We start from the raw sequence: 21838 nt of genomic DNA, 5'->3' as shown, positions 1-21838 counted from the left end.
GCTTCCACCGGCCGGTCGCGCCTTCGGGAGGCGGCCCGGCCGACTCGGCGTGGCGTGGCCCGTTCACACCCCGGCCCGTGCGGTGATCCGACCGTCGGCGATCGCGGCGGTGAGTGCGGCGTGGTCGGAGCGGGTCTGCTCGGCGTAGGCGAGCGCGAAGTCGGCGACGGCCCGTTCGAACGCGTCGCCGGCACCCAGGTAGGCGGCGACGGCGATGCGGTCCCCGGTGCGAGCGTGGCCGCGTGCGAGAGTGCGGCCGCACAGGTCGGCGTACTGCTCCAGGAGGGACCGGGGCATGCCGTCGATCACGGCGGAGCCCTTCATGTCCCGCAGTTGCCGCCAGTAGAAGTCGCGGCCCGCCGGGCCGGTGGCCCAGCCCAGGAAGATGTCACTGGCGGCCTGGAGCCTGCGTTGTCCGTCGACCACCCGCCGCCCCTGGTGCCGGTGGAGGCTGGGCGGGAGGTGCGGCTCCAGCACCGAGCGTTCCGCCTCCTTCACCTGGAGGACGAGCGGCTCGCCGGTGAGTCGTCCCCGGAAGAGGCCGATGTAGCAGCGTGTGCCCACGCTGCCCACGCCGACCACCTTGCGGGCGGCGTCGACCAGCTCGAAGCGGTCCAGGAGCGCCGCCCGCTCGTCGGGGAGGGTGGCGCGGTAGTCCGTGAGGATCTGGTGGAGGCGGGGAATGTCCTGCGGGTCCACCGGTTCGAGCAGCGGCGGGTCGTGGACGATGCGGGGCTCTCCGTCCGGGCCCGGCTCGGTGAGCTTGGCCAGGGCCTGCAGGCTGGTGCGCCCGCGTGCCTTCGCCAGGGCGCCCTTGACGCGCTTGCGGTACTTCGGCACCTGGACCTGTGGCAGGAGGTCGGCGGTGTCGACCCGCTCGTACCAGACGTCGAGTTCGCCCAGGCTCGCGAGCCGTCGCATGGCGATCCGGTACGCCCGGGCGGATGCCAGGGCCGCGGCCCACGCGGACGCGTCCGGTTCGTCGTTCTCGCGCGCGGCCACGGCGACACTGGCGGCCAGGCGTTTGACGTCCCACTCGAACGGGCCCGGGAGGGTCTCGTCGAAGTCGTTGAGGTCGAACAGCAGAGCGCGCTCGGGCGAGGCGAAGAGACCGAAGTTGCACAGGTGCGCGTCCCCGCAGAGCTGGACGGTAAGCCCGGTGTTCGGGGAGGCGGCGAGGTCCGCGGCCAGGATGGCGGGTGCGCCCCGCAGGAAGGCGAACCGGGATGCGGCCATGCGGCCGTACCGGATCGGGACCAGCTCCGGGACGCGGGAGGCGGCCTGCTGCTCCAGGATTTCGACGGGGTCGGTTCGCTCCGGTGCAGGGGCCCAGCTCCCGAGGGCCGAGCGTGGCAGGCGCTTGCGGGCCTGCCGCCCCGCTGCGACGGAGTCGGTGGTCATCGGTTCCATCTGGCCAGTGTCGCCGCGCACCGGCCGAGCCGGGCGCCCGAGGCGGCCGATCGGGTGCATTCTCCGGGCGATGTGGGCGTCATGACCGCAGCTGCGGGTCGGTCGGGTGCACGACCGTCCTGGTGCTCTCGACGACGCGCGCGACGGCGTGCGCCATCGCGCCGACGATGACGAACAGGGTGCTGATGAGGATCCAGCCGTCCCGCTCGTTGACGTTGGAGCCGGCAGGGGGCGCGGCGCGGTCCGACCCGGACGCACGCTGGGGAGCGGGGCGCACCATGTCCTTGGTGATCGCGACGACGCCCGACAGAGCGTGCGCGACCGCGCCGGCGACGAGCGCCGAGGAACCGAGGACGAGCCAGTCGACACGTCCGAGCTCGGTGGAGCCCGGCGCGACGGTGAGACGTGATATCCGGTGGTGGATGCCGGGCATTGGTCCCGCCTCCTTCGGTGAGTGCGATGGGACGATCCTCCCTTCCGACGTTCGCAGAAGACGGCCGGGGCGCCATGGGCCGTTCGGCCCATACATCGCGGGTCGGACGGCAGTGGGACCGTGTGTGACGGTGATGCTCCAGAGCGGAGTCAAGTTCCTCACGGGTCAAGGCCGTTCGGGCCATTGATGCGGTCCGGTCGGCCCACGACCGGTTGACAGGCCCGGTCCTACGGTGGACGTAGGGCCACCGTTCCGAGGCCTTTCCATCAGCCGAGCTTCCGGGGCGATCGTGATGAGAGACGACGACCTACTCCGCACCAGGGCCAGCATGTCCCGGGACACCGCGTCGGTGTCGTTGGAAGGCGAACTCGACATAGCGACGACGGCGCTCGTGGGAGATGCCGTCGCCGGGGCCCTCGCGGCTCGTCCGCATCGGCTGGACCTCGACGTCGAGGGCCTCACCTTCTGCGACGCGGCCGGTGTGCGAGCCCTCCTCCAGGCCCGCCGGGTCTGCGGCGTCCATCACGCGGAGTTCCGTCTCATCGGCATCCGGCCGGGGTTCCAGCGCATCCTCGCCCTGCTCCGGGTCGCCGATCTCCTGTCGGCTCCACCGGCGCCGGTCCGGAGCCCGGCGGCCGCCCTCTCCCCGGAGCCCCTCTGAACCGGCTTTTCCTCTCTTCCGTCTCCCGCTTCCCGTCTCCTGTTCCGGGCCAGGTGGCCGCTACCCGAAGGAGTCCGTGTCAGGACCAGCAGCGCCACCGACGCGCCCCGCACCATCCGGGTCCCCGCACGGCCGCGGCCGTGCGGGGACCGTCATTCCTCGTCCGCCGGGCCCGGATTCGGAGTCCCCAGCAGCCGGGCCAGTCGGCCCTGGCCCGCCACCACGTACCCGCCGGCGATCCCCAGCGTGATGGCCGTGAACATCACGATGAGCCAGCTGAGCAGGGTGAAGACCATGCCGAGCGGGCCGAACTGCGCCACGCTGCGGTTCAGCGAGCGGGGGATGTAGAGCCGCGATGCCCAGGCGAGCGCCGTCAGCGCGGCACTGGTCAGCACGGCCCCCGGAAGCAGGGGGAGCCAGGGGACCCGGCCCGCGAGCAGCAGGTGCTGCGTCCACCACCAGAGAAGAGCGGCCGTGATCAGGTAGAGGACCACCCCGAGGCCGTCGCCCACCCCGAATCCGGCCCGTACCCGTCCCTGGACGGTCAGGGCGGTGAGCCACACGAGCAGCCAGGCGAGCCATCGCCATGCCGCCAGCCGCCCTGCCAGGTGGGGCAGGTGCCAGCTCCGTTCACACAGACGCTGCAGGGCACGGCTGCAACTCGTGGCCGAGAGCAGGGTCACCACGATTCCGACGGCGCCGAAGGCATCAGCGGTGGCGGTCTGGCTGGTCTGGAGCACCCTTTTCACCTCGTCGAGCGAGGCACCCTGGAGCCCCAGGACGGTGCGCAGGGAGTCCGAGACGCTGCTGCGCACCTCCTGGGGCATCAAAGCGGACAGCACGAACAGCACCGGGATGGCGGTGAGGAACGTCTGCGCCGCGAGGCGGGTGGCGGTGTCCAGGACGGTGACGTGGATCAGCTGCGCCGCGAGTCGGCGCGGGAACGGGGCGTCGCGCAGGGTGGCCGTCCGCCCCCGCATCCAGGCGGATCTGGCACGGATCCAGCGAGCGCGCCCCGGCTGACCACGCTGTTCCGCCACTGCGCAATCCCTCCGATCGCCGTCGGCACCTCCGGCCGCCGCTGCGGTCCGTTACCGGCGCCGGCACTCCGGGTTCCGTCCAACACTGGGCAGCGCGATGGCGTTCGGCATGGCGGGCGGCCCGCCGTTCGGCGAAACGGCCCCGGGGGTTCACCTGCCAGGGGCGGGTCCGGTCCCCGGGGCGCAGCCCGGTCGAGGTCTCCCGGGAGCGCGCAGCCATACGGCCGTACCTCCTCCGGACGGCCCTCCCCGGGGTGCCGGTGGCCGGGCTCTGCGGGGCAATGGTGGTCAGCGGTGCCACGGCCGCGCGGAGAGCTGGGAGATCCGATGAACGAGCCGCCAGAGCCTCCGTCCGCACGGGGGACGGGCGAGGCGGGCAACGGTGGCTCGCCCTCCGGCGCCGGGCGCCCCGCCCTGGCCGGGCGGATCGTCATGAGCACGGTCTCGGCCGTGCTGATCACGCTGACCTGCATCCTGGTGCCGGTCTCGCTGCTCACCGTCTGGGTGCACGACATCGCACTGGACACCGACCAGTACGTCGCCACGGTCGCTCCGCTGGCGACCGACCCCGCCGTCCAGGACGCCGCGGTCAACCGGCTCACCCACGCGGTGGACGTCAAGGTGGACGGCCCGGCGGTCGCCTCCGACCTGGCCGCCTGGCTGCAGTCGCAGGGCCTGCCCCCCAAGGCCGCCTCCGCCGTCAAGGCACTCGGGCCGAAACTGGACGACGCCGTCGACCAGGTGGTCACCAAGGCCGCGACGCAGGTCGTGCACAGCGACGCGTTCGCGACGGTGTGGACGCAGGCCAACCGCTCCGCCCACGCGGCCGTGGTCCACGCCCTCACCGGTCACGGCCGGGGCGCGGTCGGCGTCACCGACGGCACGGTCACCCTCGACGTCGGGACGGCCGTCGACCGGCTGAAGGAGGAGCTGGTGGCCGCGGGGGTGTCCCCGGCCGCGAAGATCCCGGACGTGAACAAGCAGCTGGTGCTCTTCCAGTCCGACAAGCTGGGCAAGATCCGCGGTGCCGCGCACGCGCTCGACGTGGTCGGCAACTGGATGCCCGTCCTCACCGTGCTGCTCGGCGCGATCGGCGTCCTGCTGGCGCGGCGCAAGCGCCGGGCCCTGGTGACCACCGCCCTCGGTGCGGCCGGCGCCTGCCTGGTGGTGGCCATCGCCCTGGTGATCGCCCGGCACTACTACCTCGACCACCTGCCCCCGGCCGTGCAGTCCCCGGCTGCGGCTGCGGCGATCTTCGACAGGCTGCTCCACTTCCTGCGGATCAGCCTGCGCACCGCGATCGTGCTCGGCGTGGTGGTGGCGCTCGGCGCGTACCTGTCCGGGGCGGGACGGTTCCCCCGTGCCGTCCGCGGCCGGGCGGACGCCGCCGCGGACTCCGCGGCCCGCTGGGGCGACGCCCACGGGGTGCGCACCGGACGGGCCGGCACCTGGACCGAGGCCCACCGCCGCTGGTTCGTCCTCGCTGCCGTGCTGGTCCTGGCCCTGGTGTTCGCCCTGTGGAACCACCCGACCGTGCTGACCGTGCTGCTGCTCGTCCTGGTGCTCCTCGCGGTGCTCGCCGTCCTGGCGCTGCTCGCCGCGTCCGGACGGGTGGGCGAAAGTCGCCGGACCGGTGAGTGACGTCGGGTGGGCAGGGGTGGCGGTGGCGGGTGTCACCGCCGCCTACGCGCTCGGCTCGCGACGGCTGGCGGGCACGCCGGTGTCCGCGGCCATCGTGTTCGTCGGGGCCGGCATCCTGCTGGGGCCGGTCGGCCTCGACCTGATCAGCGTGGGACACGACCGCGGACCGCTGCTCACACTCCTGGAAGCCGCCCTGACCCTGGTGCTGTTCACCGACGCCATGGCCGTGCGTCCCGGGGACCTGCGCACCGGCGCCGCCCTACCGGGCCGACTGCTCGGCATCGGCCTGGTGCCCAGCATCGCACTGGGCTGGCTGCTGGCCTGGCCGCTGCTGCCCGGGCTCACCGGGTGGGAGCTCGCGCTGGTAGGTGCCGTCCTCGCCCCTACCGACGCGGCGCTCGGCAGCAGCGCGATCGCCAACCCCCGGGTGCCGGGGCTGGTGCGCCAGGCACTGAACGTGGAGAGCGGGCTCAACGACGGCATGGTGCTGCCGTTCTTCGTGCTCTTCCTGGCGGCGATCCCCGGCACGCCGTACGCCGAGGAGGGGGCCGACGGGACCTTCTGGAGGGCGCTGCTGCTCAGCACCGTCCTCGGCCTGGCGGTCGGGGGTGGTGGCGGCCGGCTGCTGCGGTGGTCGCGCGAACACGGCTGGATCACCAGGGTATGGCGCCAGCTCCTCGTCCTCGCGGTGGCCGCGGCGTCCTACGGCTTGGCCACGGTCACCCACGGAAGCGGTTTCATCGCGGCCTGGGTGGCCGGGTTCGCCTTCGCGTACGCGATGCGCGGTAGCGGGCGGGCGGTGCCGGACCGTGATGACACCGCCGACCTCGCCGAGGACCTGGGCAACCTGCTGGCCCTGCTGAGCCTGCTGGTCTTCGGCGCCGTGCTGCTCGGCCCGGCACTGGAGCACCTCAGCTGGCGCATCGTCGGCTACGCCGTGCTCAGTCTCACCGTGGTCAGAATGGTCCCGGTCGCCCTCTCCCTCGCCGGAACCGGGCTGAAGGCGCCCACCGTGGCCTACGTCGGGTGGTTCGGGCCGCGAGGTCTGGCCTCGGTCGTGCTCGGGCTGCTGGTCGCGGAGCAGCACGTCCCGGGGGTGGAACTGATCGGCCGGGTGGTCGCGGTCACCGTCGGCCTCAGCGTGATCCTGCACGGGGTGTCCGCGGTGGTGCTCTCGGACCGCTACGGCCGCTGGTACGAGCGCGCCGCCGAGCGTGACCCGGGCCTGCGCGAGAGCGCTCGCAGGCCGCCCGCGATCCGGCGCCGCCGGGTCGACCCGACCGGCTCACCGGCGGGGTGAGTCCGCCGTCCGGTGTCATACCTCACCCGATCAGACCCGGTCGGCCACGTCCTGGCGATGTGCCTTCGAGTGTCGGACCTAGATTCGACGAACCGCACCATCCCGCGCGCACAGAGCAGGTGGCCATGACCCGTCGTCCGAACATCCTGCTGATCGTCACCGACGAGGAGCGGGCCGCGGTTCCGCGTCCACCGGGCTTCACCCTTCCCGCCAGGGAGCGGCTCGCCGAACGCGGCCACACCTTCGACCGGTACTACACCGCCTCGGCCATGTGCAGCTCCGCGCGGTCCGTGATCTACACCGGGCAACATCTGCCGCTGACCGAGATCTACGACAACGACAACATGCCCTACATCCGCCCGCTGAACCCTGAGCTGGGCACCCTCGGCACGATGCTGCGCCAGGCCGGCTACTACTGCACCTACCAGGGGAAGTGGCATCTCTCCAACGCGTACGTCACGCCGCAGAACCCCAAACCGACCACCGATGCCCTGGAGCCCTACGGGTTCAGTGAGTTCAACGACTGGGGAGACATCGACGGCGGCGCCTGGGCCGGGCTCAAGATCGACCCGGTGATCGCCGGCCAGGCCGTGAAGTGGCTGCGCAACCGGGCGCCGGTCGTGGCGCCCGACCGGCCCTGGTTCATGGCCGTCAACTTCGTCAACCCGCACGACATCATGAGCTTCGACTACGGGGGTTCCCCCCAGGTGCAGTTGCCCTTCGGGCTCGCGCACGCCGTGGTGGCGCGCGCGGCCGCCGAGGTCCCGATCTACCAACGCCGCTGGGAGTTCGACCTTCCTGCCAGCCTGCGGGACGATCTGTCCGGCGCGGCACCGGCGGTAGGCGAGTACGCCCGGATGCTCGACACCGTGTTCGGGCCCGTCGCCGACGACCGGCACTGGTACGACGGCCTCAACTTCTACCTGAACGCCATCCGGGACGTCGACCGCAGCATCGAACTCGTCCTCGACGCGCTGGAGGCCTCCGGCCAGGCCGACCGGACCGTGGTCGTCTTCACCTCGGACCACGGCGAGATGGCCGGGAGCCACGGCCTGCGCCAGAAGGGCAACCTGGTCTACGACGAGAACCTCCACGTTCCGTTCCTGCTCTGCCACCCCGACGTGGCGGGCGGGGGCCGCACCGAGGCGCTCGCCTCCGCGGTCGACCTGGCGCCCACCCTCCTGGAGTTCGCCGGGCTGGACCGGACCCGGTTCCCCGCCCTGCACGGTCACTCCCTGGTGCCGGCGCTGGAGGGGACGGCGGTCCGCGAGGGAGTGCTCACCGCCGTCGAGTCGATCACCACCCTGGACGCCGGGTTCTGGTTCGAGTTCGCCGACCCGCAAGCCCCTGCGCGGATCCAGTCGGGGGACCTGCGCCCGGACTGGAACAAGCGCGGATTCCTGCGCGGCTACCTCGACCAGCGCTACACCTTCGGCCGCTACTTCTCCCCGCTCAACCCCAACCGCCCCGCCAGCCCCGAAGCGCTCCACGAGCACAACGACGTGGTGCTCTACGACCGCGTGGAAGACCCCGACGAGATGCGCAACCTCGCCGCCGACCCGGCCCACCGCGACCTCGTCGCCCGCTACAGCAGCCGGCTGGAGGGCCTCATCACCGCCGAGATCGGTCCCGACACACGCGCCTGGGTCACCGAACGCCCCCGCCTGCTCGGCTGGCCCACCTGGCACGGCGACACCGACCAGCCCGCGCCCGCCGGGGCCGCGGCCCGCCCCTGACCGCAGATCCCCGACTCACGAACAGGACACGCCCATGTACACGATCCCCTACACGGCCCCGTACACGCCCACAAGCCTCGCGGCCGACTACCCCGTGCTCAACATTTTCTGGACCACCTGCCTTGTCTTCCTCTGGATCCTGTGGTTCATGCTGCTCTTCCGGGTCTTCGGCGACCTGTTCCGGGACGACTCGCTGAGCGGCTGGGCCAAGGCGGGTTGGACGGTCTTTGTGCTCGTGCTGCCCTTCCTCGGGGTCTTCATCTACCTCATCGCCCGGGGCAAGGGCATGGGCCTGCGCGAGCTGAAGGCGGCGCAGGAGCGCGAGGCGGAGTTCCGCTCGTACGTACGCGAGGCGGCCGGCAGCCCGCCGGCCCCCTCCACCTCCACCCCCACCGACGAGCTGGCCAGGCTCGCGGAACTGCACAACACCGGCAAGCTCACGGACGAGGAGTACCAGCGCGCCAAGGACAGGATCCTCGGCTGATCGATGTCGGGGAGGACGCGGTCAGCCGGCCGGCCGGTGCACGAACGACGGGTGCCGACCGGCCGGCTGCTGCTCGACCCAGGCCAGCCGGAGCACGACCGGTGCCCGGCGCGGCGCCCGGCCCGGTCACCCGGGCGGTGATCCACCGCGCCTGGTGCCCGGTCGCCGTCGTCCCGCGTGGCTGACCCGGTGCGCCCCGCGGCGCGGACGCGCAGAATCGGTGGTGTCATCGACCGCGCACACCGGGAGCGAGCCATGGACACGCCCCAGCCCGTACGGGTGTTCCTGCTGGACGACCACGAGGTCGTCCGCCGGGGCGTTCGCGACCTCCTGGAGGCGGAGGAAGACATCGAGGTCGTCGGCGAGGCCGACAGCTGCGCCCAGGCCCTCGCCCGGGTGCCCGCACTGCGTCCGGACGTCGCCGTGCTGGACGTACGGCTCCCGGACGGCGACGGGGTGACCGTCTGCCGGGAACTGCGCGACCGGATGCCCAAGTTGGTCTGCCTGATGCTGACCTCCTTCGACGACGACGACGCCCTGCTCGACGCGATCATGGCCGGGGCAGCCGGCTACGTCCTCAAACAGGTCAAGGGCGCCGACCTGGTCAGCGCCGTCCGCACGGTGGCCTCCGGCCAGTCGATGCTCGACCCGGCCACCACCCGCAAGCTGATGGAGAGCCTGCGCCACCACGAGGAGAGCGAGTCCGACGCGGCCCTCGCCGGGCTCACCCCGCGCGAGCGGGAGATCCTCGCCCTGGTGGGGGAGGGCAAGACGAACCGGCAGATCGGCCAGGAGCTGTACCTCGCCGAGAAGACCGTGAAGAACCACGTCTCGCGGCTGCTCGCCAAACTGGGCGTCGAGCGACGCCTTCAGGCCGCCGTCATCGCCGCCCACGCGGAGGAGTCAGAGCAGCACCACCAGCGCCCGCGTTGAGCCGACAGGGCCCGGACGGGGCCCGGGTGGGCCCGGAGGTAGAGCCGAACGGCCCAAGCAGTGAGCACGGTCCCGGCCGCACGGTGGAGGGGACGGACCTCCCGTCACGGCTGAGGAGACGGCGATGACGTACTGGAACGGCCACGGCATGAACGGCTGGGGAATCGGCCCGATGACTGTGGGCATGCCGCTCTTCTGGGCGCTCGTGATCCTCGGCGTGATCGCCCTGGTCCGGCACCCGGGACGGACGGCTTTGCACAGCCCGACGGCACCGGTCCCGCCGACCGCGCCGCCGCAGCGGCCCGCCCCGGAACAGCTGCTCGCCGAACGCCTCGCCCGCGGCGGGATCGACCCCGACGAGTACCGCACCCGTCCGGACACCCTGCGCGGCGGCGACCCGCCCGCCTGACGTCATGGAGGCGGTCATGACCACCCTCGCCCTCGACGCCCCCACGCTGGAGAAGCTTGTCTCCGCGGCGGTCGCCGCACCCTCGATTCACAACAGCCAGCCCTGGCGCTTCCGGCTCCAGCCGGACACCTTGACCCTGGAGGTCCGGGCTGACCGTAGCCGGGCCGTCCCGGCCGCCGACCCGCAGGGCCGGGCGCTGCACATCTCCGTCGGCGCCGCCGTCCTCAACTTGCGGGTCGCCGCACGTCACCTCGGCTGGGCCCCCGACGTGCGCCTGCTGCCCGACCCGGCCGAACCGGATCTGTTGGCCACCGTCCGGCTCGACACGCTGGCTGCCGTGCCGCTCCGGGTCGCGGACAAGCTGTACGAGGCGATCTGGCACCGCCACACCATCCGCACACCGTTCACCGGCAAGCCCGTGCCCCCGGCCGTCCTCGACGAACTCGCCGCCGACGCTCGGTCCGAGGACGCCGTGCTCCACCTGCCCGGCCCCGACGAGACCGCCCGACTGCTCCACCTCACCGCCGAGGCCGAGCGCCGCAACACCACCGACGAGGCCCGGCGCGCCGAGAGCCGCAGCTGGATCCGCACCGGCGACGCACCGCCCTACGGCATCCCGGCCGACGCGCTCGGCCCGCAGGACCTGTCCGGCCACCTGCCGATGCGTGACTTCTCCGCCCTCCACGCCGCCGAGCACCAGGCCCCCGCCACCTTCGAAGCCGAGCCCCGCATCGCCGTCCTCGCCACCGCGCACGACACGCCCCGGGACTGGCTGCGCGCCGGCCTCGCCCTGGAACACGTCCTGCTCACCGCCACCGCCCACGGCGTCCGGGCCTCCATGCTGCACCAGGCCATGGAGTGGCCCTACCTGCGCTGGGAAGCCCGCGACCCGCACCGGGGCCCCGGCTACATCCAGATCCTGATCCGCATCGGCTACGGCCCCGAGGGCGCCCCCACACCCCGACTGCCATCCGATGCCGTGATCGAGCCGAAGGCTTCGGGCTGCTAGCCAGGGCCCGGCCGACCGTTCTCGTCGGATCAGCGCGCACACCGGTCGGGGCGCGTCACGGGGCCGTGCCAACGCGCAGACAGTCGTTGACGGCGAGTGGCCCGTACCCCGCCCGCCCTGGTCGAAGATCGTTTCACCAGGTGTTCTCAGATCTTCGGCAGCGGGACCCGCCAGACCAGCTCGGTGCCGCCCTCGGGGCGGGGTCGGGCGGTGAAAGTGCCGCCCAGGGCGGCGGCGCGGTCGGCCAGGTTGGCGAGCCCGCTGCGGCGATCGCCCTCGGCAAGGCCGACGCCCTCGGGAAGGCCGACGCCTTCGGGAAGGCCGACGCCGTCGTCGGTGACGGTGAGGGTCAGGTCGGTTCCGGCGGCCACCGAGACGTCGACGACGTGGGCCCGGGCGTGGCGGGCGGCGTTGGACAGGGCCTCCTCCAGGACGGCGACGGCCGCGTCCGCGATCTCGGCGGGGACGGTGACGTCGAGCAGGCCGGTCATCCGCAGGGCCGGGGCGAAGCCGAGGGCGCGGGCGGCGCGTTCGACGACCTCGACGACGCGGGTGCGCAGGCCGCTCGCCGCCGGGCCCTTCTCCCGAAGGCGCAGGCCGAAAATGGTGGCGCGGATGGTCTTCGCGGTCTCGTCCAGGTCGTCGATCGCGCGCAGGACCCGGTCGGTGGCCTCGGGGTGCGTGATGAAGCGGGTGGCGCCCTGGAGGGTCATCCCGGTGGCGAAGAGCCGCTGGATGGCCAGGTCGTGCAGGTCGCGGGCGATCCGGTCGCGTTCTTGCAGCAACGCCACCTGCTCGGAGTCCCGGCGGCGCTCCGCGAGCTCCATCGCCACCGCCGCCTGGCCGGCGAAGCCCAGCAGCGGCCCGGCCTCGCCCTCCTCGAACAGCGGCGCACCGGCCGCCCGGGCCAGCAGCAGCACGCCCCGGATCCCGTGCGCGGTGGTGCCGATGGGGATGGCGAGGGCCGGGCCCAGGCCCTGCCAGCGCGGCGGACCGGCGGTGATCCTCGGGTCGTGCTGGACGTCGGGGCTCACCACGAGCCCGCCGGTACGGAGGGCCGCCCCCATGAGCGAGCCCTCGATGGGCAGTACCAGACCGCTGTGCTCCCGCTCGCCCAGGCCGACGGCGATCCGCACCTCCAGCTCGCCGGTCTCCGGCAGAGGCACGGCGACGACGGCAAGGTCCGCGCCGGCGATCTCGGTCGCCCGGGCGAGCAGCAGGTCCAGCACCTCCTGCTCCGCGCTGCCCGACAGCAGGGCCTTGGTCACCTCGGCACTGGCCTCCAGCCAGCGCTGCCGCCGCCGGGCCCGGTCGTAGAGCCGGGCGTTGTCGATGGCCACCCCGGCAGCGACGGCCAGGGTGGCGAGCACCGACTCGTCCTCGTCGTCGAAGTCGCCGCCGCCGCGCTTCTCGGTCAGGTAGAGGTTGCCGAACACCTTGTCGCGGATCCGGATCGGCACCCCCAGGAAGCTGCTCATCGGGGGGTGTCTTGCCGGGAACCCGTAGGACGCCGGGTGGTCGGAGATCCGGCTGAGCCGCAGCGGCTCGGGATGACGGATCAGTTCGCCGAGGATGCCATGCCCGGACGGCAGGTCACCGATCAGCTTGACCTGGTCGTCGGTGACCCCGACCGGGATGAACTGCGACAGCCGCTGGTCCTCGCCGATCACGCCGAGCGCACCGTACTCGGCGTCCACCAGGGTGACGGCCGCCTCCACGATGTGCTGCAGGGCCTGGGACAGTTCCAGGTCGCGCCCGACCGCCAGCACCGCCTCCAGCAGGCTGTGCACCCGGTCACGGGTGCCGCGGGCGGCGTCCAGCCGGGACTGCAGTTCCTCCAGGAGCTCGTCCAGTCGTAGCTTCGGCACGGGGGCGCCCGACGCCGAAGCACTGGTCTCCGACGGGCTGGTCTCCGACGCGCTGCCCAAGGGATCCTCCCTGGCTCGCCCCCGATACCCACTGACCAGCGTAGGCGCGATCGCCCCGACCGGGCGGGCGCAAGGGGCCCATCGGCCCAGCGGGAGCACCCCACCGGGCCCCTGGCGACGGCTGCGGCCCGGGAGACGCTGGAAGTGCGAGCGGAACCGCCGGATCCGCCTCGACGACCCGGACGAGCCGCAGCGGCGCTCCACCCTGCCCGGCGCCACGCCATGGGCCGGCGGCTCCCGGCCCCTGTGGGTGCGCATCCGCCCCGCCGAGGTCACCGGCCGCCGGATCGGCACGGGGTGGACCTCTCCCCGCCGACGCACCACGGCTGCGCTGCCCGCGTCGGTAGTCCCGTCCGCCGGCCCGCGGCGGGGACCGGCCCGTTCGGCTCACCGCGGGTGCCGACGCGTAGCTGCGGGGCGAGAGTGACGCCAGATCCCGTCCGCAGTCGATCTCGGGGGCGAACCTGGTGGTCATCGGCCTGATAGTGGTGGTCTTCGTGGCCGCGTTGCTGCTCCCCATCCCGCGCGGGCGGCGCGATGATGAATAGCTGGACAGGGGCGCTGCGGCGGTACGCCCTGCGGAAGCCGCCGCCGGAGAAGCTCCTCCCGGAGGCCCAGCCAGCCTACATGTCGTCGTGGATGAGCACGCCGAAGGCCTCGTACGCCTGGTGCCGAGATCTGATCGCTGCCCACCGGGCGCGGAGTGCAATGTAGAGCCGGTAATTTCCTTGCATTATCGGCGAGTTGGGAAAGATCGTGACTAATGGTTACGGTCTTCCTGTAGGGCCTGGGACCGCTCCTACGGGGTGCGGTTGTCGGCGGTGAGTCGGTGAGCGCGCTGCCGCGAGGCCGGGGGTGGAACTACTGCTCCTCCGGCGGGCCTGCCGGTACGCGGTTCAGACTGCTGTTTGGTCCAGATGTAGGTGTCCGGGATGAAGGTGTGCAGGCGCTTGACCAGCCTGCCGGCGGACCAGGGCCAGCAGAAGGTGTTCACGCCCGGGAGTCCGAAGTAGTAGCCGGAGCCGCCGGTGGTGTTGTACACGGTGCCGCGGAGTGCGTGCTGGAGGGCGTTGTGGTGTGCCTCTTCAGCCTCCGGCGTGACGTCCAGTGCGGTGTTCCCGCTGGTGTACAGGTGGTTGAGGGCGGCGGTGATGTAGCGGAGTTGTGCCTCGACGACGGTCGGGACCGCACTCGTGCCGGTGAGGATGTTCGGGCCCCGCTGATGCTTGTGCCCAGGTAGGCACGGCGGTCGTCGGCCCAGGTCCGGGCGAGGGCGGTGCCGTGGAGGCCGTGCAGGCGAGGAGCCAGGGCGAGGTCACCGACGTGGAAACCCGTGGCGAGGATGATCGCGTCCGCGGTGGTGCGGGTGCCGTCGGCTCCGATGACCTGGGAGCCGTGGACTGCGGTCACGCGGGTGGGGCGCAGCTGGACGTTGGGCTGGGTGAGGGCGGGGTAGTAGGTGCTGGAAGCGATCAGGCGGCGGCCGCCGAGGCGGTAGCGCGGGGTCAGGGCCTCGCGGAGCGCGGGGTCGGGCACGGCGGCACGCAGGTGGAGGCGGGCTACGGCTTCCAGGGGTGCCAGCACTCTCGGGTAACGCAGGGGTACACCAATCGTCTCCTGCGTCCAGTGCTGCAGGCGGCGTAGGAGGCGGCGTGCCGCCGGGCGGCGTTCGAGGAATCGGCGGAGGCGGGGGGAGTGCGGGTGGTCCGGTTTCGGCAGTACCCACTGTGGTGTGCTCTGGAAGACGTCGATGTGGGCAGCCTGTGGCTGGATCTCCGGCAGGAACTGGACGGTGGACGCTCCGGTGCCGACCACCGCGATGCGGCGTCCGGTCAGGTCGGTGCCGTGGTCCCAGTCGGCGGAGTGGAAGACAGCGCCGGGAAAGCCGTCGAGCCCGGGAATGTCGGGGTAGCGGGGACGGTGCCAGGGGCCGGTGGCGACGATGACCGCCCGGGCGGTCCAGGTGCCCGCCGTGGTGCTCAGGTGCCAGAAGTGGGTGTCCGAGTCCCAGTGACCGGCGAGGACTTCGGTGCCGTAGCGGATCGCCTTTTCGGCGCCGTGCGTTTCCGCGGTGGCTTCGAGGTAGCCGAGGATCTCGGGCTGGGTGGCAAAGGACCGGCTCCAGGAGTGGGGGCGAAGGAGTACTCGTACAGCACGGACGGCACGTCGCAGCCACATCCGGGATAGGTGTTGTCACGCCAGGTACCGCCGAGGCGGCCGGTCTTCTCCAGCAGCACGACGTCGTCGATTCCGGCCTGGTGCAGTGCGATCACGGCGGCGATTCCGGACATGCCGGCGCCGATGACGACGACCTCCGTCCGCTGACAACTGCCGTCAATTCCTTCGCCGGTCACCAAATCCCCTGCCTGCGTGGGTGAATGCCTCGGCCCGGCGCCTGCCGAGGCCGTGCGAGCTCTTTCCGATCTCTTGCTCAAGGCGTCGAAGCGTAGCTTCAAGTAGGGCCTGAGATACCGGACATGACTATGCATTGGCTCATATGAGTGACTTCGCGGGTTGGCATGATGTTCAGCGCCGATACCGTGTGATTGGCTTCCGAAGCATGACCTTTGTGCCGGAGAATCCGCCCGGATCTCGGCGGCCTCAGCACACCGCCGACGACCAGGCGACGGATCTTCCCTGCCCGGACGGCCGGATGCCGGCCTTCGAACGACGAGCCGCGCACTTCCCCATCGCCGCTTGACAGAACACAGAGGCACCGCGGGTTCGGTAGAGATCTCAGATTGTGGTGAGTGGTGATGCCGGGTCAGCGTGGCGCGGCTTCGAGGGCGAAGCCGTGCAGGAGGGCTCCGGTGGTGTCGGGGGCCTCGAACATCGGTGTGTGGCCGACACCATCGAGCATCTCGATCCGGGCGTGGGGAACCCGGCGGTAGTCCTGGGCGGAGGACGGCTGCCATCGTCGGTCCTGGGAGCCGAAGATGACCAGCGTCGGAAGGCCGAGCCCGGCGACCCGGTCGGGGATGGGCTCCTCCTTCATGTACGCGGAGGACGCCTTGTCGGTCGCGGTGAGGCTGCGGTAGGTCATGCCCCGGATATCGGTGATGATCTGGTCGGGGATCCCCACCCTACGGGTGAACGCGGTGCTCAGCGCGTCACGGATCGTGCCGTCGGTGCGCAGCCGCCAGAGCAGCTCACCTACCACCGGGGTGGTCACCAGATGGCTGGCGAAGCTGTCGCCGATGTACGCGTCCAACCGCGGGCCGGTGTCGATCAGCCCGATCGCCGCCACCAGGTCGCGGCGCTGTTCGGCCAGCGACGTGGCGACGGTGCCGCCGGTCGAATGCCCGACGACGGTCGCGTGGCGCACCCCGAGCCGATCGAGTACGGCCCCGACCCGGCGGGCCTGCTCCGCGATGCGGTAGCCATCGGCCGGTTTGGCCGATCTGCCGTGCCCTAGCAGGTCCACCCGCACCACGTGCAGGTCCCGCAATGCCGGCAGCACTGGATCCCACCATGCCGTCGAGCCGCCCAGGCCGTGCAGGAGCACCACTGTGGGCGCGTCGCGGGGCCCATCCTGCACGACGTGGATGTCCCCGCCGGGAAGGCGCACGATCTGCTCGCCGGACGCTTCGGCTGTCTCCGTGCGCACTGACACGGTGTTGCCCGCGAGGAGGATGGCCAGCAGGCCGACGGCCAGCAGTGTGATCCGCCGCCGCCTCCTTGCCCGCCGTCCGTGCGGGGCGCGCGGCGCCGGATCCGCGCGGCTGTGGGTGCGTTGGTCTTGCGGGGTGGTCGTCTCGTCCATGGCTCCTCCGTCGCTCGATCTGTGCGTGACCACCCTGCCGACGGCCGCCGCGAGGTGTCTTGGAGGAATGTCCACGCCTCGCGCATGGTTGATCCCGCCGCCGAGCCGCTCGTACAGTGGAGGCGTGCGACCGGTTAGCGGAAGGGCAGGTCCCACTGCGGCCTGGGAGATCGCGCGACCGTCGCGCCAAACCGCGCTGCCTGGTGTCGACATGGCAGGGTTCCGAATTCACGGTGACAATCCAGTCGAACTGCGAGCCATCCCCCACCCGGCCGTCACCGTGGCTGTCGAGTTCGGTGACCGCCCGTTCAGCATTCACGGTGCCGCCGGCCGAATGCGGGCGGCGAGCCTGGCCGCCGGGCTCGCCTTCAGCGCGTTCCAGGTGCGTGCCGAGGGCATCGAGTGTGTGCAGATTCGCCTGTCTCCGCTCATTGCGCACTCCGTGCTCGGGCTCCCGCTCGCGGAGTTGCGCGGGAGCGTCGTCACACTCGACGACCTGTGGGGCCGCGACACGCCGCGCCTGCGGGAGCGGCTTCACCATGCGCGAACCTGGCCGGAGCGCTTCGCGCTGATCGACACAGAACTGTTCACCCGGCTCCGTGACGGCAGGGTGGTCGATCCCGAGGTGGCCTGGGCCTGGCGTCAGATCGTCGCCGGCCGCGGTCGAACCCGCGTGAGCGATCTCGCAGCCAGGACCGGGTGGAGCCGCCAGCGCGTGTGGTCGCGTTTCGGTTCGCAGATCGGCCTGACACCCAAACGTGCCGCCATGCTCGTCCGCTTCGATCAGGCCGTTCACCGCCTAGTCCGCGGACACACCCCCGCGCAGGTCGCGGCGGACTGTGGCTATGCCGACCAGCCCCACCTTCACCACGACGTCCGCGTGTTTACCGGGACAACCCCCAGCGCTGCCGCGGACGAGCCGTGGCTGGCCGCCGACGACACAGCCTGGCCGGCACGCGGCGGCGCGGCCTGAAGGCTCGGAGGTGGCTCCCGTCGGGCCTGCGGCAGATTCGGCAGGGTCTTCGTCGTGAATCCGCAGTCGCATCTCGCTGGAGGAGGCGATGACGGGGCCTTCTCGCCGGTCCGACGGGCTTCGCCGGTGGCTCGGCTCGGTGCCGGAGCGGGCATGAGGGCTGGAGGTCGTGATGGGGTTCTTCGCCGGTCAGGTCGTGCCGCGGATCGTCAACGTCGTCTGTGGGACGAAGGAGGCCGCGCATCTCCGGCGAAGGGTCTGCGAGGGTCTTGAGGGCGATGTCCTGGAGATCGGGTTCGGCTCGGGGCTGAACGTCCCGTGCTATCCGGCGGCCGTGACCCGGGTGACCGACCGGGCCCCGCGTCGGTCGTCACGGGCAAGTGGATTACGGGGAAGCCGAATTGATGGCGTCCGGCCAGGCCTCGTGACCATGGCCGCCAGTTCGGGGCCGAAGCCGTCGAACGGCGCTTTCCGGTTGATACGGACAAATGCTGATGAAAGCCTCAATAACGACCATCTTGGTCCGGTCTTCCTGATTCGGCCATCGGCCGGCTGTGCGACATGTCACAGCCGGCCGATGGCGGTGCCTCGAAAGCCCGCCCGACCAGGGGACTTGGCCCGGGTGCGTGACCGATGTCGTCGATTCGGTGGCGGCATTGGGCTTGCATACGGACCATCCCTCCTTCAGGCTGCTGCGAGTCCACAGTCGAGGGGGGAGCGAAAGGGTCCTCCCTCGTATGGCCAAGCATTCGAAGCATCGCCGCAGCACACTCACCGGCGGGCGCCGTTTCCTCGCGCTCGGGATCGCGCTGGCTGCCACCGGGACCGGCGCGGCCGCCTGGGCCATGCCGTCCACGCAGACGGAACCGGTGGTGGTCGACTCCATCTCGATCACGCCGACCGGTCCCGGCGCCGACAGCCCGGTCACGGCCACCGCCAAGCTGCATGCCACCCGCCAGACCTCGGTCCAGGCGCTGACCATCGCGGTGCGGTCGGCCGACGGCGCCCACTACGACTTCCGCGGTGCGATCCCAGCGACGCTGACCTCTTCGGAGCTCACGTTCACACCGCAGAGCCGCACCTTCCCGGCAGGCACGTACACGTACTTCGTGGCGTATGAGAGCGCCAACCACTGGCACAACCTGAGCCCGGTGAACACCTTCACCTCGCGCCCCTCCTCGGCTCCGGCACCGAGCCCGTCGCCCACGGCTACCGGAACGGCTACCGCAACGGCCACCGCCTCGCCGACCGCGACCGGTACGCCGTCGCCGACCGCGACCGGTACGCCGTCGCCGACCACGACTGCCACGTCGTCGCCGACGGCCACCGCCACGCAGTCACCGACCGCCACGGCGACCACCTCGCCGTCGCCGACGACCACCGCGACGGCGTCCCCGTCGCCGACCGCCACCGCCACCGCCACCGCGACGCCGTCGCCGACCGCCACGACAGCCCCCACGACCGGCACCTCCGCCGGACCTCTGGGCATCTCGGGCGCCTGGCGCCCGGTCTTCGCGGACGAGTTCAACGGCAGCTCGCTCGACGCCGCCAAGTGGAATCCCAACTGGTTCGGCTGCAGCACCTGCACGACTCAGCCGGTGAACTCCCAGGAGTCCGCCGCGTACTCCCCGTCCCAGGTTTCGGTGAGCGGCGGCAGCCTGCACCTGGCGGCGGTCCAGAAGCCGGCCACCGTGAACGGCAAGACCTATCCGTACACGTCAGGTCTGATCAACACCAACGGCAAGGCCCAGTTCTCCTACGGCGCGTTCGAGGCCCGCATCTATCTGCCGCCGTCCGGCTCGCAGGTCGCCAACTGGCCCGCCTTCTGGACGGACGGTCAGAACTGGCCGACCGACGGTGAGATGGACGTGATGGAGGGTCTGGGTGGCGAGGCCTGCTACCACTTCCACTCCGACGCCGGCGGCCCGGGCGGGTGCGCGCACGGCGACTTCAGTGGATGGCACACCTACGGCGCGGAATGGGCGCCGGGCTCGGTCACGTACTACTACGACGGTGTGAAGGTCGGGCAGATCACCACCGGCATCACGGCGGCGCCGATGTACCTGATCCTCAACAACGCGGTCGATTCCAAGTACCCGGCCGTCACTCCGGCCGACATGCAGGTCGACTACGTGCGGGTCTGGCAGCACTGACCCGACCATCCCGGCAACGGCCCGGCCTCGCGGACTCCCACCGCGAGGCCGGGCCGTTGCGTTGCGCGTTGCGCGTTGCGCGTTGCGCGACCAGCGACCAGCGACCAGCGACCTGCGGGTCGCGCGGTGGCGCACCGGCGCCGCCGACGGCAACTGCCTGCCGTACCGGCCTGTTCGATCACCCAGTGAAGAGCCCGTCGTCTTGTGCTCGGCACCAGTCGCGGGCGTGTCCGGACCGCTGCTTCAATCGGCCCGTAACCCAGCGTCACGGTCTCCCGGCTCCGGCCGGCACTGCTTCTTCGCGGTTCTCCGCACGGTGAAATCTCGAGAGGACGAACTCGGTGGCAGACAAGTCCCTGTGGCGCTTCGCCGCAGGAAAGACAGTGGTCGTAGGCGCCCTTCTGGTCGTGGCGGCGCCGGGGGCCGCCTACGCCAACACGGTGGGCGTCACGGTGCGGACCCCCGGGGCCACCCTCGGGCCCGCAGGCGCCGACTCCTCGATCTCCACGAGCGCTCACTGCACCGGTGGGCTCGTCTCCGGTGGCGGCATCAACCAGGCCATCGGTACGGGCGCGGGAGTGAACGGCAACCACGTCATGGGCATCGAACCCAGCGCGGACGGTTCCGCCGAGTACACCGGTTCGACCGGATCGTCGGCACCGACGTGACGTACTCGATCGCGAAGGGCGCCAGCGGGGGGCAGGTCAACTCCTCGTTCTCCACCACCCCGTACGCGGTGTGCTTCACCAGCAGCCTGATCAACCACACCCAGGTCGTCATGAACAAGGCCAACACGCCCACCACCGCGACCACGGTGGGCCTGGTGACGGCGACCTGCCCTGCCAACACGGTCCTGCTCGGCGGCGGTGCCCTGCTGACACCGGGCAACACCGGCACCTTCAAGCCGATCGCCACCTTCCCCACCTTCAACAATGCCGCGCACGACTACGGCAGGAAGGCGGCCGCGGACAGGGAGACCAACCCCGACTCCGGGAGCGCCGTCGGCGGAATCGGCGGCGGACGCGACAGCGGCAACATGACGTACGCCTACGCGATCTGCAGCGGCGACGACGTCAACGTCCGGAACATCACCACGACCGTCCACTTCCGCGGGCTGAGCGGCCCGGAGGTCGCAGGCACCCACCAGACGGCGACGGTCGGCTGCGACGACCCGGATGGCGGGCACGGCAACGGACGGACGCACGACGTCCTGGTCAGCGGCGGTGCCGCCGTCAGCGGAGGCAAGGTGACGACGACCGACTTCAGCAAGGCGGGCTCGCAGGGCACCCACCTCACCGGGAGCTACCCCAGCGACTCCGACGGCAACCCGGTCAGTGACGGCAGCACGACGCCCGCGTACTGGATGGCCGACATCCACGTCGGTGGCTCACCCTCGCCGAACACCTACTCCGACGTTCGGGCGCTCTGTCTGAACCTCGACCGCGCAGGCGAGAGGTGACTGAGCGGGCGGTGGCCTGCCACCGCCCGCCGACGGAGCATTTTGTGTCGGGTGCGGAATAGGAGTACTGTCTCCCAGTCGCTCGACATGGGAGCACCGGACACGCATCTGCGCGGACGGTCCCGGAGCGGCCAATCCCCTGAAACACCGATTCCCGGTTCGGGCTGAGTCGTGTCTTGTCGCGACTCGGTTCTTATTCGGCGTGTTCGTTTTATCGGATTGCGGCTGGATTCGCTTTTCGGAGCGGAGGTCGGCTAGAGTTTGAAACGTCGGACAGGGCGTCAAGCCCCGGAAGACACCGGCAATTTGGATGAAGGAAGCCCCGGAAACGGAGCGGAAAACATCTGATAAGCTGGAAACACGAAAGAACGAAGCCCGGAGGGCCCGCTGGAAGGCGGCCCGAAGGAAGCATCCGTTCCTTGAGAACTCAACAGCGTGCCAAAAGTCAACGCCAGATATGTTGACATCCCCGGCCTCAGGACTTCCTGGGGTTGGAGATTCCTTTT

At 71.3% G+C, this 21838-nt stretch carries 18 protein-coding genes and 1 pseudogene; 12 read left to right on the top strand and 7 right to left on the bottom strand.

Annotation, left to right across the window (positions count from 1 at the left end; genetic code table 11):
• Positions 1-63: 63 nt before the first annotated feature.
• The gene (locus tag ACIBEC_RS29590; protein ID WP_360506412.1) at positions 64-1401 is read right to left on the bottom strand and encodes a DUF2252 domain-containing protein; all 1338 of its coding nucleotides are present in this window, start codon (positions 1399-1401) and stop codon (positions 64-66) included.
• A gap of 88 nt (positions 1402-1489) precedes the next feature.
• Complete coding sequence (locus ACIBEC_RS29585; RefSeq protein ID WP_360506358.1) at positions 1490-1843, bottom strand: hypothetical protein; 354 nt, start codon at positions 1841-1843, stop codon at positions 1490-1492.
• A 328-nt stretch (positions 1844-2171) separates the two neighbouring features.
• Between ACIBEC_RS29585 and ACIBEC_RS29580 the strand changes: the two genes are divergently transcribed.
• Positions 2172-2504 (top strand): STAS domain-containing protein, encoded by a 333-nt coding sequence (locus tag ACIBEC_RS29580; protein WP_360506361.1) that lies wholly within the window; start codon positions 2172-2174, stop codon positions 2502-2504.
• Between the two features lie 152 nt (positions 2505-2656).
• Here ACIBEC_RS29580 and ACIBEC_RS29575 read toward each other — a convergent pair whose 3' ends face one another.
• Complete coding sequence (locus ACIBEC_RS29575) at positions 2657-3484, bottom strand: YhjD/YihY/BrkB family envelope integrity protein (protein WP_360506364.1); 828 nt, start codon at positions 3482-3484, stop codon at positions 2657-2659.
• A gap of 387 nt (positions 3485-3871) precedes the next feature.
• Here ACIBEC_RS29575 and ACIBEC_RS29570 point away from each other — a divergent pair, with 387 nt between their 5' ends.
• The 7 genes from ACIBEC_RS29570 to ACIBEC_RS29540 all read left to right on the top strand — a co-directional run bounded on the left by ACIBEC_RS29570 (position 3872) and on the right by ACIBEC_RS29540 (position 11056).
• A complete protein-coding gene (locus ACIBEC_RS29570) occupies positions 3872-5185 on the top strand; it encodes a hypothetical protein (RefSeq protein WP_360506366.1) in 1314 nt (437 codons plus the stop codon).
• Positions 5178-6485 (top strand): cation:proton antiporter, encoded by a 1308-nt coding sequence (locus tag ACIBEC_RS29565; protein ID WP_360506369.1) that lies wholly within the window; start codon positions 5178-5180, stop codon positions 6483-6485. Before ACIBEC_RS29570 ends, ACIBEC_RS29565 begins: the two co-directional genes overlap by 8 nt.
• 125 nt (positions 6486-6610) lie before the next feature.
• Positions 6611-8221 carry a sulfatase-like hydrolase/transferase gene (locus ACIBEC_RS29560; RefSeq protein ID WP_360506372.1) on the top strand — a complete coding sequence of 537 codons (1611 nt, stop codon included), beginning with the start codon at positions 6611-6613 and terminating at the stop codon, positions 8219-8221.
• Between the two features lie 34 nt (positions 8222-8255).
• On the top strand, positions 8256-8705 hold the full coding sequence (locus tag ACIBEC_RS29555; RefSeq protein WP_360506375.1) for an SHOCT domain-containing protein: 450 nt from the start codon (positions 8256-8258) through the stop codon (positions 8703-8705).
• Between the two features lie 255 nt (positions 8706-8960).
• Entirely contained in the window at positions 8961-9638 is a 678-nt protein-coding gene (locus tag ACIBEC_RS29550) for a response regulator transcription factor (RefSeq protein WP_360506378.1), read from the top strand.
• Positions 9639-9762: 124 nt separating this feature from the next.
• On the top strand, positions 9763-10047 hold the full coding sequence (locus ACIBEC_RS29545; RefSeq protein WP_360506381.1) for an SHOCT domain-containing protein: 285 nt from the start codon (positions 9763-9765) through the stop codon (positions 10045-10047).
• 16 nt (positions 10048-10063) lie between these two features.
• A complete protein-coding gene (locus ACIBEC_RS29540; protein ID WP_360506384.1) occupies positions 10064-11056 on the top strand; it encodes an Acg family FMN-binding oxidoreductase in 993 nt (330 codons plus the stop codon).
• Positions 11057-11202: 146 nt separating this feature from the next.
• On the opposite strand, the gene ACIBEC_RS29535 is transcribed toward ACIBEC_RS29540, so the two are convergent.
• From ACIBEC_RS29535 to ACIBEC_RS29520, 4 genes and pseudogenes are all read right to left on the bottom strand, one after another.
• Positions 11203-12984, bottom strand: a complete 1782-nt coding sequence (locus ACIBEC_RS29535; RefSeq protein WP_360506386.1) for a GAF domain-containing protein — start codon at positions 12982-12984, stop codon at positions 11203-11205.
• A gap of 990 nt (positions 12985-13974) precedes the next feature.
• Positions 13975-15162, bottom strand: coding sequence for an NAD(P)/FAD-dependent oxidoreductase (locus ACIBEC_RS29530; protein ID WP_360506392.1), 1188 nt, complete (start codon positions 15160-15162; stop codon positions 13975-13977).
• A gap of 41 nt (positions 15163-15203) precedes the next feature.
• Positions 15204-15275, bottom strand: a pseudogene (locus ACIBEC_RS29525) (hypothetical protein); the annotation flags it as partial.
• A 473-nt stretch (positions 15276-15748) separates the two neighbouring features.
• Entirely contained in the window at positions 15749-16747 is a 999-nt protein-coding gene (locus ACIBEC_RS29520) for an alpha/beta hydrolase (protein ID WP_360506395.1), read from the bottom strand.
• Between the two features lie 211 nt (positions 16748-16958).
• On the opposite strand from ACIBEC_RS29520, the gene ACIBEC_RS29515 reads away from it, so the two are divergent.
• The 4 genes from ACIBEC_RS29515 (at position 16959) to ACIBEC_RS29500 (ending at position 21332) form a co-directional block, all read left to right on the top strand.
• Positions 16959-17720, top strand: a complete 762-nt coding sequence (locus tag ACIBEC_RS29515) for a helix-turn-helix domain-containing protein (protein WP_360506398.1) — start codon at positions 16959-16961, stop codon at positions 17718-17720.
• Positions 17721-18457: 737 nt separating this feature from the next.
• Positions 18458-19873, top strand: coding sequence for a glycoside hydrolase family 16 protein (locus tag ACIBEC_RS29510; protein ID WP_360506401.1), 1416 nt, complete (start codon positions 18458-18460; stop codon positions 19871-19873).
• 341 nt (positions 19874-20214) lie between these two features.
• Positions 20215-20541, top strand: a complete 327-nt coding sequence (locus ACIBEC_RS29505; protein WP_360506404.1) for a hypothetical protein — start codon at positions 20215-20217, stop codon at positions 20539-20541.
• Complete coding sequence (locus tag ACIBEC_RS29500; RefSeq protein ID WP_360506407.1) at positions 20538-21332, top strand: hypothetical protein; 795 nt, start codon at positions 20538-20540, stop codon at positions 21330-21332. The genes ACIBEC_RS29505 and ACIBEC_RS29500 overlap by 4 nt, the downstream gene beginning before the upstream one ends.
• Positions 21333-21838: the final 506 nt, after the last annotated feature.

It is taken from the genome of Kitasatospora sp. NPDC051164, assembly GCF_044455625.1.
Classification (GTDB): domain Bacteria; phylum Actinomycetota; class Actinomycetes; order Streptomycetales; family Streptomycetaceae; genus Kitasatospora.
This window is presented reverse-complemented; position numbering and strand designations above follow the sequence as displayed.